Origin of the sequence: Actinosynnema sp. NPDC050801, assembly GCF_040673975.1 — a bacterium.
Taxonomy (GTDB): Bacteria; Actinomycetota; Actinomycetes; order Mycobacteriales; family Pseudonocardiaceae; genus Actinosynnema.
The window spans coordinates 165,959-177,795 of the sequence record NZ_JBFAQZ010000002.1 but is presented as its reverse complement, the minus strand read 5'-3'; the positions used below and the strand labels follow the sequence as shown (position 1 = coordinate 177,795).

Annotated in this window: 11 protein-coding genes; 2 read left to right on the top strand and 9 right to left on the bottom strand. The window is 70.8% G+C overall.

Going from position 1 to position 11,837, the window contains the following annotated elements; translation table 11 throughout:
• Window positions 1-32 precede the first annotated feature (32 nt).
• Window positions 33-1,055 carry a 2,3-diaminopropionate biosynthesis protein SbnB gene (gene sbnB, locus AB0K14_RS05700; protein WP_360447842.1) on the bottom strand — a complete coding sequence of 341 codons (1,023 nt, stop codon included), beginning with the start codon at window positions 1,053-1,055 and terminating at the stop codon, window positions 33-35.
• A 261-nt stretch (window positions 1,056-1,316) separates the two neighbouring features.
• On the opposite strand from sbnB, the gene AB0K14_RS05695 reads away from it, so the two are divergent.
• Window positions 1,317-2,909 carry a tryptophan halogenase family protein gene (locus tag AB0K14_RS05695; protein WP_360447840.1) on the top strand — a complete coding sequence of 531 codons (1,593 nt, stop codon included), beginning with the start codon at window positions 1,317-1,319 and terminating at the stop codon, window positions 2,907-2,909.
• A 182-nt stretch (window positions 2,910-3,091) separates the two neighbouring features.
• Complete coding sequence (locus AB0K14_RS05690) at window positions 3,092-3,664, top strand: adenylate kinase (RefSeq protein WP_360447838.1); 573 nt, start codon at window positions 3,092-3,094, stop codon at window positions 3,662-3,664.
• On the opposite strand, the gene AB0K14_RS05685 is transcribed toward AB0K14_RS05690, so the two are convergent.
• The 8 genes from AB0K14_RS05685 to AB0K14_RS05650 all read right to left on the bottom strand — a co-directional run bounded on the left by AB0K14_RS05685 (window position 3,606) and on the right by AB0K14_RS05650 (window position 11,489).
• Complete coding sequence (locus AB0K14_RS05685; protein ID WP_360447836.1) at window positions 3,606-4,793, bottom strand: acyl-CoA dehydrogenase family protein; 1,188 nt, start codon at window positions 4,791-4,793, stop codon at window positions 3,606-3,608. The two genes, AB0K14_RS05690 and AB0K14_RS05685, sit on opposite strands and share 59 nt — an antisense overlap.
• The gene (locus AB0K14_RS05680) at window positions 4,790-5,581 is read right to left on the bottom strand and encodes a DUF2786 domain-containing protein (RefSeq protein WP_360447834.1); all 792 of its coding nucleotides are present in this window, start codon (window positions 5,579-5,581) and stop codon (window positions 4,790-4,792) included. Before AB0K14_RS05680 ends, AB0K14_RS05685 begins: the two co-directional genes overlap by 4 nt.
• Window positions 5,578-6,429, bottom strand: coding sequence for a hypothetical protein (locus AB0K14_RS05675; RefSeq protein WP_360447832.1), 852 nt, complete (start codon window positions 6,427-6,429; stop codon window positions 5,578-5,580). The genes AB0K14_RS05680 and AB0K14_RS05675 overlap by 4 nt, the downstream gene beginning before the upstream one ends.
• 2 nt (window positions 6,430-6,431) lie before the next feature.
• Complete coding sequence (locus tag AB0K14_RS05670) at window positions 6,432-6,704, bottom strand: acyl carrier protein (protein ID WP_360447830.1); 273 nt, start codon at window positions 6,702-6,704, stop codon at window positions 6,432-6,434.
• Complete coding sequence (locus AB0K14_RS05665) at window positions 6,701-8,002, bottom strand: type III PLP-dependent enzyme (protein ID WP_360447828.1); 1,302 nt, start codon at window positions 8,000-8,002, stop codon at window positions 6,701-6,703. The genes AB0K14_RS05670 and AB0K14_RS05665 overlap by 4 nt, the downstream gene beginning before the upstream one ends.
• A complete protein-coding gene (locus AB0K14_RS05660; protein ID WP_360447826.1) occupies window positions 7,999-9,375 on the bottom strand; it encodes an ATP-grasp domain-containing protein in 1,377 nt (458 codons plus the stop codon). The genes AB0K14_RS05665 and AB0K14_RS05660 overlap by 4 nt, the downstream gene beginning before the upstream one ends.
• A 1-nt stretch (window position 9,376) precedes the next feature.
• A complete protein-coding gene (locus AB0K14_RS05655; RefSeq protein ID WP_360447824.1) occupies window positions 9,377-10,303 on the bottom strand; it encodes a 3-oxoacyl-[acyl-carrier-protein] synthase III C-terminal domain-containing protein in 927 nt (308 codons plus the stop codon).
• Between the two features lie 151 nt (window positions 10,304-10,454).
• On the bottom strand, window positions 10,455-11,489 hold the full coding sequence (locus tag AB0K14_RS05650) for a LysR family transcriptional regulator (protein ID WP_360447822.1): 1,035 nt from the start codon (window positions 11,487-11,489) through the stop codon (window positions 10,455-10,457).
• Between the last annotated feature and the right edge of the window lie 348 nt (window positions 11,490-11,837).

The following is an 11,837-nucleotide window of genomic DNA, read 5'->3' as shown; positions in this document are numbered from 1 at the left end:
CGACTCCTAGGCGAGGTGCACGGTCAGGCGGCTCAGCGCTTGCCGTAGCGGTCGAGGTCGAAGAAGAAGTCCGGGACCACGGCCAGCTCGCCCGCCCGCGACACCTCGTCGTAGACGTGCTTGCCGACCGCCAGGTCCAGCACGCCGAGGCCGAACGGGGAGAACACCAGCGGCCGGTCCGCCGGTGGCGTCACCGCGCCGGTCATGACGTCGTACAAGGTGCCGGACAGGAACTCGCGGTTGCCGGTGAGCTGTTCGGCCAGGTGCGGCGAGGTGTTGGCCTTCAGGCAGTGCTCGACGTCGTCCACCAGGTTGGTGGAGGCGAGGATCACCTCGGGTGACAGGTCGCGCAACGACACGTGCAGCACCAGCGGGTTGTGGGCGAACCACGTCGGGTCGGTGACGTGGGGCGTGCCCGCGACGGTCGCGAACACGACCAGGTCGCTGTCCCGGATCAGGCTCTCCGCGCTGTCGTGGACCCGCACCGGGCCGTCACCGGATGCCTCGGCGTACTCGCGGAAGCCGTTCGCGGAGTCGGCGCTCAGGTCGTGCACGCCGACCTCGTCGAAGCTCCACCCGGTGGCGGTCAGGTAGGTGTGGATGTAGCGGGCGATCAGGCCGGTGCCGACGAACCCGACCCTGGTCGGCCGGGTGCGGTCGCGGCTGAGCCAGTCGGCGGCCAGGGCGGCCGACGCGGCGGTGCGCACCGCGCTGACGATGGAGCTCTCCAGGCAGGCGATCGGGTAGCCGGTCTCGCGGTCGTTGAGGATCAGCACGGCGGACGCGCGCGGCAGGCCCGCGGCCACGTTCGCGGGGAAGCTGGAGATCCACTTCATCCCGTGCACGCCGATGTCGCCGCCGATGGACGCGGGCAACGCGATGATCCGCGACGAGGGGTCTTCGGGGAACCGCAGGAAATAGGACGGCGGATTGACCGTGTCACCTTCACCGTGCCATCGGTAGGCGGCCTCGATGAGTTCGAGAACGTGCTTCTCGCGCCCTCGCAATACCTGGTTCACCTGAGCGCCGGAAATCACCGCGAAGGCAGGTGCCACGTTACCGCCCCTTTCTCGTTCAGGCCTGAGGACCAGCGCCGACCCAGCCGGGCAGCGGTCACCACCACATGTTGGCGAACACGGCTGACAAGCCGCTGACACGACACTGACGGCAGCCGATATAGAACTTCCATAGCTATTTGGGTTCAGGTTGTCCCGACACGAGAATCTCGGGCACTCGCCCTTCGAACACCGGCAGCACTGCGACGAACGTCGGTTCCGACGGCTTTTGTCGTGATCATGACGGGAGGACAAACCTCGATGGAAGATCGTAGGATCAAGAAGGTCGTGGTGCTCGGTGGCGGCACCGCGGGCTGGATGGCCGCGTCGTACCTCGGCAAGGCGCTCGGGCCGGCCGTGACCATCACCGTGCTGGAAGCGCCCGCCATCCCCAAGATCGGCGTCGGCGAGGCCACCGTGCCGAACCTGCACAAGACGTTCTTCGACTTCCTCGGCATCGCCGAGGAGGACTGGATGCGGGAGTGCAACGCCAGCTTCAAGATGGGCATCAAGTTCACCAACTGGCGCACGCCGGGTGTCGGTGAGGCGAACGGCCGCCCGTACCAGGGCACGACCGACCACTACTACCACCTGTTCGGCCTGCTGCCCAACCACGAGAACCAGCCGCTGTCGCACTACTGGGCGCACAAGAAGCTCACCGGCCAGACCGACGAGCCGTTCGACTACGCCTGCTACCGCGAGCCCCCGATCATGGACCAGAACCTGTCGCCGCGGTTCATGGACGGCACCAAGTGGACCAACTACGCGTGGCACTTCGACGCGAACCTGGTCGCCGACTTCCTGCGCCGCTTCGCGACCACCAAGCAGGGCGCGATCCACGTGCAGGACAAGATGGTCGAGGCGGTCATCGACCAGCGCGGCCACGTGTCGGCGCTGAAGACCGAGACCGGGCGCGTCCTGGAGGGCGACCTCTTCATCGACTGCTCCGGCTTCCGCGGCCTGCTCATCAACCAGGCCATGAAGGAGCCGTTCCTGGACATGAGCGACCACCTGCTCAACGACAGCGCGGTCGCCGCCCAGGTCCCCCACGACGACGCGGTCGACGGCGTCGAGCCCTACACCGGCGCGATCGCCATGTCCTCGGGCTGGACGTGGAAGATCCCGATGCTGGGCCGCTTCGGCAGCGGTTACGTCTTCTCCAGCCGGTTCCAGTCGCGCGACGACGCCACGCTGGAGTTCTGCAACATGTGGGGCCTGGACCCGGAGAACACCCCGCTGAACCAGGTGAAGTTCCGCGTCGGCCGCAACCGCCGGGCGTGGGTCAAGAACGTGGTCTCGATCGGCCTGGCGTCGTGCTTCCTGGAGCCGCTGGAGTCGACCGGCATCTACTTCATCTACGCGGCGCTGTTCCAGCTGGCGAAGCACTTCCCGGACAAGAACTTCGACTCGATCCTGCAGGACCGCTTCAACGCGGAGATCGAGACGATGTTCGACGACTCCCGCGACTTCGTGCAGGGGCACTTCAGCTTCGCGCCCCGCAACGACACGCCGTTCTGGCAGGCGTGCAAGGAGCTGGAGCTGGCGGACGACTTCAAGGAGAAGGTCCGCATGTACAAGGCCGGTCTCGCGGTCAACATGCCGATCACCGACGAGTCGACCTACTACGCGAACTTCGAGGCGGAGTTCCGCAACTTCTGGAACAACTCCAACTACTACTGCATCTTCGCCGGGCTGGAGTACCTGCCCGACCACACGCTGCCGGCGCTGGCCGCGCGGCCCGAGGTGCTCGACTCGGCCGAGGCGGTGTTCGCGCAGATCAAGCAGACGCAGAAGGAACTGATGAGCACGCTGCCCACCACGTACGAGTACCTCAAGCAGCTGCACGGCAAGTAGGACTTCCCTCCCCGGGAAAGACGAGCCCACCGGTCCCCGACCCGGTGGGCTCGTCGCCGTGCACGGGCGGGTCCGTGCGCGGGCGGCCCGGCGGCCACCGCCTCGTGGGAAAGCGGTGGCCGCCGGGTCGGGGGAGCTGGTAGATCTGCGAGGTCCGGTCCGGATCCGCAGGAGGCCTCCGCATGACCCCACGCCGCATCGTCGTCCTCGGGGTGAGCGGGGCGGGCAAGTCGACCTTGGCGCGGCAACTGGCCCGCGTGGTCGACGGCCCGCACGTCGAGCTGGACGCCATCCAGCACGGACCGGACTGGACCACGCCGCCGGACGACGAGTTCCGGGCGCGGCTCGCGGCGGCCACCGAAGGGCCCGCGTGGGTGGTCGACGGCAACCTCGCCGCCCTGACCGCGGACGTGCTGTGGCACCGGGCCGACCTGATCGTGTGGCTGGACCTGCCGCTGTGGGTGGCCCTGCCGCGGCTGGTGCGCCGCAGCACGACCCGGATCGTGCGCCGGACCGTGCTGTGGAACGGCAACCGGGAACGGCTGGACTTCCTGGTCGGCCGGGACTCGGTGGTGGCGTGGGCGGTGCGGGCCCGGCGCCGCCACCTCGCCGAGTACCCGGACCGCCTGGCGCGCGCCGGGGTGCCGTGGGTGCGACTGCGGTCCGCCGCCGGGGTGGGGCGGTGGCTCGCGGGGTTCAGCGCGGTGAGCCGACGCCCACCCGGAACGGGTCGTCCCGGTCCAGCTTCCCGGTGAACAGGCCCTGGAACAGGTTCAGCTTCTGCATGTTCGACGTGCCCTCGATGAACTCCAGGCCGCGTGCGTCGCGCACCAGCTTGTCCAGCTGCGGGTGGTCGAAGCGGGCGCCGACACCGAAGAACCCGCAGGCCGCGCGGGTGGCGTCGAGGGCGAGCCGGGACGCGCGCGCCTTGGCGGCGGACGCCAGGTAGCCGTCGGACGTGCGGGCGTCGACCGCCCGGGCGGCCAGGTGCACGAGGGCGCGTGCCGCGGTGATCCGCCTGCCCAGCTCGTCCAGCCGGTCGCGTTCGTCGCGCCGCAACGTGGTGCGGTGCTCGACCACGTACTCGTGGGCCGCCCGTGCGATGCCCAGCGCGATCGCCGCGACACCCGGCCGGAGCAGGTTGAACGTCTGCACGAACGCCCACATGCCCCGCCGTGACGGCGAGAGGTGCCGTCCGACGAACCGGGACGCGGGCACGTGCACGTCGTCCAGCGTGATCGCGCTGATCCGCGCGCCGCGCAGGCCGAGGCTCGGCAGCGCGGTCGCCGAGAACCCCGGCGCGGGGGTCTCCACCAGCACCGCGTTGATGCCCAGCGGTCCGGAGCCGACGCGCGCGAACACGACCCCGAGCTGCGCCCGGCACGCGTTGCCGACGTACCGCTTCTCGCCCGCCAGCACCGCGCCGCCGTCGACCGGGGTCAACGTCGAGGTCAGGCCGCCCGCGTCCGACCCGCGGTCGGGCTCGGTCAGCGCGAAGAACGTCCACAGCGGCTCGGCCAGCATCCGCCCGTAGAACCACTCCTTCTGCTCGTGGTCGGCGAGCAGGTCGACCAGGACCCCGGCCAGCAGCGGGCCGGGCGAGGCGACCAGCATGCCGACGTCGGCGCAGGCCAGCTCCTCCATGATGATCGCGCGTTCGAGGGCCAGCGTGCCGTAGAACCGGTTGCCCCCGATGGGGATGGGCACGTTGCCGTACTCCGGCGGGATGCCCATCGTCGACAGGTACCGCACCGCGGGCAGGTCGAAGTGCGCGCGGATCAGCTCGGGGTCGCGGTCCAGGGCGAGGCCGAGGCGGCGGAAGTCCGCGCCCCACTCGCGCACCTGGTCGCGCAGCGCGACCAGCCGCCCCTCCAGCCCGCTCACGGCTCGACGCCCTCGGGCCGCGCGTCGACGGCGTCGGCGCCCTGGGCCGTCACGTACGCCTCGGCCACCAGCTCCGACACGTGCGCCACCTGTCCCGGCCCGCCGACCAGGTAGCCGCTCGCGCCGAGCAGGTTCACTAGCCACCGGTCGGCCGCGGTGATCCGGGCGTGCAGGTGGGCCAGGAGCACGCCCGGCAGCCCACCGGCGTCCACGCCGGTCAGCACCGCGCGCACCTCCAGGTGCTCGATCAGCCCGTCGGCCACGGTCGCCTTCACCATCTGCTGCTGGAGCAGGGTGGTGGAGCCGGTGCGCCGGCCGTTCAGGTAGCGCATGCACGTCTCGCGCAGCGCCTCCGACAGCCCGAGCCGCAGCCACACCAGGCCCAGGGCCCAGGCGGAGCGCTGGTCGGACGTGCCGGGGCTGGTTTCGGCGTCCGATTCTCTCAACCGAGGTACGGGAACGGTGTTTCCGTACATTTCCCGGCCGACTTCACCCGATCGTGTACCCAACCCCCGCAGCAGCACGACCGCGCCACCGGGCAGCTCGATCGTATCCACAGTGGACTCGTCGAGCAACGACCGGTCCACCACGACACCGTCCAGCCACACCCGGTTCGCCGACGCCGCGACCTCCTGCGGCACGACCGCGTGCCCACCCGGGCCGCTCGGCAGCACGCCGGGCAGCACGAGCGAGCCCAGCACCGTCAACGCGGGCGCGAGCCCCTCCTCCCGCGCCGCCAGGTGGCAGCGCGACAGCTGGTCCGCACCCAACCGCACCGACGTGGTCACCGGGCCTCCCCCACCACAGCGATCCCCAGGTCACCGGTCGCCGCGTCGTGCTCCACGAGCACCACCCGGCCCAGCGACTCGGCCAGCCCCTCCCACAGCGCGGTGCACGGGTACCCGGCCGGCGCGGACCGCACGGTGCCGCCGTGCCGCACCAGCTCCGGGTCGATCCCGGCGCCCGCGACCACCGCCACCCGCTCGTCCTCGCCGACCAGCGACGCCAGCCCGGCGGTGATCGCACCGGGCAGGTCGGCGGTCGACACACCGGGCGTGTGCACCACCGACACCGGCGCGCCGCCCGGCTCCAGCAGCAACGCCACCCCGGCGTCGCCGGCCGGCCGGTCGTCCACCTCGTACGGCAGCGTGGCCTGGTCGGCGATCACCACCAGCGCACGCGAGTAGCCGTGCCGCACCGCGTAGTCGGACGCGATCCGCAACGCCGCGAACGGCGCGCACCGGCCGACGTCGGACAGCGAGAACGACAGCGGCCGGCCGGGCACGGCCTCGGCCAGGTACGTCGCCGCGGCCAGCCGGCAGTCCAGGTCGGGCGTCGCGTGGGCCACGATCGCCAGCTCCACCGGCCCCAGTGGCTCCAGCGCGTGGTGCAGCGACCGCGTCAGCGCGGTGAACGTGGTGCCCGGCGAGGCGAGCAGGTCCGGCCGCACCGCGACGCCGAACCCGGAGGTGAGGTCGGCGAAGTGGCGCGACGAGAACTCGTCGTCGAGCGCGCGGTCGGGGGTGGCCCGGGTCCGCACGACCCGCGCCACGCCCAACGTCCGCGCGTCCGGCCGGGACGACGTGCCCCCGGCCGAGGTCTGCCCCGACAGGGTCGGCGCCGTGGTCCGGTACACGGCTAGCGGTCCATTTCCGCGGCGACGAAGTCGGCCAGCGAGCGGACCGTCTCGAAGTGCGCCATCTCCAGGTTGTCGGTGTCGAACTCGACCTCCAGCGCCTCCTCCAGCTGCATCAGCAGCTCGAAGACGCCGGTCGAGTCCAGGCCGAGCTCGTCGAACAGCCGCGACTGCTCGGTCAGCTCCGGCAGCTCGTAGTCCAGCACCTGGGCCAGGACGGCGGTGATGGCGCCGACGATCCGCTCGCGCGGGGCGACGGTGGTGGATTCGCTCATGATGCGGTTCCTTCGGTGAGTGCCTTGGCGGCGGCGCGGTCGGGGAGGTGTTGGTGGCGCAGCAGGTCCTCGGTCTCGTCGCGGGAGCGCACCAGGTGCGCGCGGCCGCCGTGGACGAGCACTTCCGCCGGGTAGCCGTGGCTGAGGAACAGCACCGGCGAGGCGGTCGGGCCGTACGCGCCGGAGCGCAGCACACCGACGAGGTCGCCGGGCCGCACGGGCGGCAGGTCGACCTTCTTGCCGAGGGTGTCGTTGGGCGTGCACAGCGGGCCGGTGACGTGCCAGCTCTCGGTGGCGGGCTCGTCCACGCGGTTGAGCACCCGCATGGGGAAGTTCCGCTTGACGAACGAGCCGATGCCCACCGCCGCCATGTGGTGGTTGGTGCCGCCGTCGGCCACCGCGAACCGCTCCCCCATCGACTCCTTCACGTACCGCACCCGCACGACGTACGTGCCGGACGTGGCGGTGAGGTAGCGGCCGAGCTCCATCACCAGCCGCGTGCCGGGGTGCCGGTCGGCGAACTCCTCGATGATCGGGTTCACCCTGGCCGCGAGCAGGCCGAGGTCGAGGTCGCGCTCGCCGTCGAAGTAGGCCACGCCGAGGCCGCCGCCGATGTCGACCAGGTCCAGCGGGATGCCGAGGTGGTCGGCCAGCCGGTCGGCCAGCTCGAAGATCCGCTCGGTGTTCTCGGCGACCGCCTCCTCGGACAGGATGCGGGTGCCCATGTAGACCTGCACGCCCATGAACCGGACGTTCGGGTGCCGTGCCACCAGGTCCTCGGACGCGAACAGCTGGGACTCGTCGATGCCGAACTGGCGCGGCTTGCCGCCCATGGTGAGGCCGGAGCCCTTCACCGAGAAGCTCGGGTTGACCCGCAGCGCGACCGGGGCGCGCAGCCCGCGCAGCCCGGCGAACTCGTCGATCAGCGCCAGCTCGCCGAACGACTCGCACACGATCGCGTAGACGCCCTCGTCCAGGCAGGCGGCCAGCTCGTCGGCGCTCTTGCCCGGACCGAGGAAGATGATGTCGGCCGGGTCGACGCCCGCTCGGCGCGCGGTGACCAGCTCGACCATGGACGAGACCTCGGCGCGGGCGCCGCGTGCGTGCAGCACGGACAGCACGCCGATGTTGGGGTTCGACTTGAGGGAGAAGAAGAACTCCAGCCGCGGGTGCATCAGCTCCTTGAGCCCGTCCACCCGGGACTCCAGCTCGTCGCCGTCGTAGAGGTACAGCGGGGTGCCGTACCGCTCGGCGATCTCGGTGATCCCGATGCCCTGGACCTCGAACTCAGCGCTCACGGTCGCGTCTCCAATCGGGCGGTGATGTCGTCGTCCACGTCGCGCAGCCGTTCCTCCGACGACGCGACGAGCAGGCCGTAGAGCCGCCCGTCGAACGCCGAGTCGGTGCGGTGGCCCGCGTTGACCGTGGCGAAGTTGTTGACCAGCAGGCCGGTGCCGCCGGCCCGGTCGAGCAGCAGGCCGCGCAGCAGGTCGCGGACCTCGGCGAACGGCAACCGGTGGTGCAGCCGCACGGGGTAGTGCCGCGCCAGCGCGATCTGCCCGGCGCCGACGAACCGCTCCTGCACGCGGGCCTGGTAGGTGGACATGTTGTTGCGGGCGTTGATCTCGATGACCGGGTAGAGCCCGTCGTCGGGGTCGACCATCGCGTCCACGCCGACCACGCCGAAGTAGCCGTCCGCGGCGAGCTTCTTGCCCAGGCGGTGCGCGGTCTCGGTGAGCTCGGCGACCTGGCCGGTGGAGAGCCGGGCGGGCATCCGGTGTCCCTTGTGGACGCCGCCCTCGGTGTGCAGCTCCTTGACGAAGTCGAACCGCACGTCGCCGTCACGTGCCACGGTGAACTGGTAGTTGAGGTCGGCGCGCTTGGCGACCCACTCCTCGACCGCGAACGCGACCCGGGGCTGCCCGGACTTCTCCACCTGCTTGGCGACCATGCCGAGCAGCCGGTCCATCCGGCGTTCGCTCTCCAGCACGGCGATGCCCTTGCCGGAGACGCCCAACGCCTCCTTCACCACGACCTTGCGGCCCTCCGCGACCAGCGGACGTGCCCGGTCGAACGCCTCGCGCAGCTCGTCCACCGTCTCGCAGGCCCACCCGGTGGGTTGGCGCAGGCCCAGCTCGTCGGCCGCGCGCCTGCTGTAGACCTTGCTGTTGACCGCTTTGCACGTCGCGGCGTCCGGTGCGGCCAGCGCCATGCCGGTGCGCTCGGCGAGCTCGACCTCCAGGTCGGACACGCCGTGCGCGGTCAGCCGCACGCCGCGTTCCGCGAGCCCGGCCAACGCGGCGAGGGTGGCCGGGTCGGCGAGGGCGTCGGCGGTGACCGTGCGGCGGGGGTCGGAGTCGGCCACCACGTGCACGGTCGGCAGGTCGATGCCCAGGTCGGTGAGGTAGGCCAGGTAGACCGGGTCGGGCGCGGCCTTGAGCACGACGTGGTCGTCGCCGCCCGCCAGCAGCAGCGCGAACTCGTCCATGTGGTTGACCACGGCCGCGCCGCTCTCGGCCGACAGCCGGGGCAGGGTGTGCTCGCCCAGCGCCCAGCGCTCCTCCACCTCGAAGTTGCCGAGGAACGCGAGGGAGGCGTCCGGTGTGCCGAGCAGCGCCGTCTTGAGCCTGCGGGTGAAGTCGGGTTCGTCCATGTCTGCGCTCCGGGACATCTCAGTGCTCCAGGACCATCGCGGCGAACGTCTGACCCAGGCCCACGGCCGTCATCAGGTACTTGTCGCCCGGCTTGAGCAAGCCGAGCTCGGTCACCGTCTGGTAGTTGATGAACGGGTCGGCGCAGAAGCAGTGGCCGGTCCGGCCCACGTTGTCCAGGAAGAACCGGTCGTTGGGCAGGCCCAGGTTCTTCGCCGCGACCGTCCACGACACGCGGTTGACGTTGTGCGGCAGCACCAGGTCGAGGTCGGTGACACCGATGCCCGCCTCCTCGGTGGCCGCGCCGATGATCTCGGCCAGGGTGTCCTGGTAGATGCGGCGCGCGTCCTTGGCGATCTCCGGGGTCATGTCGATCACGCCGTCGTCGCGGCCGTGGATGTGGCTGGCGTAGCCGCGCACCAGGTCGCGGTCGCCGTCGGCGGCCACCAGGATCGCGGCCATGCCCTCGCCCATGATCGACGTGTCGCGCACCCACTGGTTGAACGGGGTGAACGTCTTGTCACCGGCCAGGATCAGCGCCAGCGCGTCCGGGTCGCCGTCGGCGGCCAGCAGCGTGCCGGCCACGTCCATGGCGAGCAGGCCGGTGGCGCAGCCGTGGTCGGCGACCGCGAGCGTCGTGGCGTGCCGGAGGTTCAGCGCCTCGCGGATCTCGTGCAGCGGGCTGATCGGGTAGGGCGCGGTGGTGCGCATGCCCTTGGCGCGGATGAGGTAGCGGACCCGCTCCTCCTGGCCGCGCAGCCCGTCCAGCTTCTCCGCCGCCGCGATCAGCAGCTCCGCCTCGGACAGGTCGGTCTTGCAGATCCGGTCCAGGCCGTAGAGCCGGGTGAACCGGCGCACCTGCTGCTCGTCGAGGCCCAAGGACTCCTGCAGGTCCGCGACGGCCACCGTCTCCGGCAGGTGACTCGAGACCGCCACCAACGCCGTCATGTGTCCTCCTCGCTCGCCCTGGTCCGTTGCCGGATCAAGGTTCGCAAGCGCCGCTGACACCGTGCTGACACTCGGCTGACCGCCAACCCCGCGGGAAGGCAAAGGCCACCTCGACCGTGGTCGAGGTGGCCCTCCATCCCCAGTGGACCGCTCAGGTGGCGGCGGTGCGCGAGCTCGCCCCCGGTTGCTGGTCCCCGGCCGAGTCGCGCGGCCACCACCGGCTCGGCCGGGGCAGGAACGCGGCCAGCTCCGGGAAGTCCGTGGGACGCTCGGTCATCCAGTTCCAGTAGCGCGGGATCGTGCGGGCGTACTCGCAGTAGTACCGGCGCAACGCGTCGATCAGCTGCCGCAGGGTGTTCGGGTGGATCGATCCCGGCCGCCACACCAGCAGCAGCCGGCTGCGCAACGGCTCGGTCATCGCCACCAGGCTCACGTCCGACGTGGACCCGGTGGGCGTGGCCAACGCCGCCGCGCCCGCGTCACGCACCCAGCTCATCGCCTCGGCGTGCCCGCCCGCGTAGTGCAGGACCTCCGGCGTGGGGTGGTCGAGCTTGCGGAACAGGTGCTCCTCGACGGTGTGGAACCAGTGCCCCGGCACGTGGTGCACCCAGCTCAGGGACATCATGTGCCTTCGGCTCACCGTAGTCCTGCGCGCGAGAGCGTGATCACGGGGCAGCGCCAGCCAGATCGGCTCGCGCACGATGATCTCCTTGGCCAGCCCCGGGTCCAGCTCCCGCACGCCGTCCACCGCCTCCGGGCTGGGCACGAGCGCCGCGGTGAGCTCGCCGCGGCTGACCGCGTCGACCCCCAGGTCGGGGTTGAGCGTCACCGTCTGCACCTCGACCGAGGGCAATGACGACTGCAGCGCCCGCCGCAGCGTCACCGGGGTCCATTCGGCGTTGCCGATGCGGAGAATTCCCGACGACAGCGAGGACGCCTCCGCGACCACCGCGTCCGCCCGGGTGGCGAGATCGGCCAGCATCGGGATTAATCGTTCTCCGAGGGGTGTCGGAGTAATCCCGAAGGCCGAACGCACGAACAGGTCGCCGCCAACCGCCTTCTCGATCCGTCTCAATTGGGCGGTGAGGCTCGGTTGGGGCAGGGACAACTTCGCCGCGGCCTTCGAGATGCTGCCGGCCTCGGCAAGGGTGGTGACCACTCTGGCATGACGTATCTCCAGGTGCATGCATCCAACCCCTTCGCGTCGTTACTCGGGGTCCACTCACTACGGCGGAGTTCGGGGATTTCCCGGCCCCACCTCGTTCGTGCCGGGCGGCCGTTCCAACCTACCCCACCGGAGAACGCGAGAGGAGAAGTTCATACGACCGCCAACTATTCGTTGACTTCTCAACAGAAATTATGGAAACGGTGGCTACGATCGCCGGCACGTACCTACTCGAAAGTCGGTTGCACGCGGGCCCGCACCAGTGCGGACGCCGACCGCCACCGGCAGACCCGACCGTCGATGCGGGGGGCAGCACCAGTGCCGCCCGCTTGATCACATCCGTATGGTCTGCGGCGCGTGCACACACCG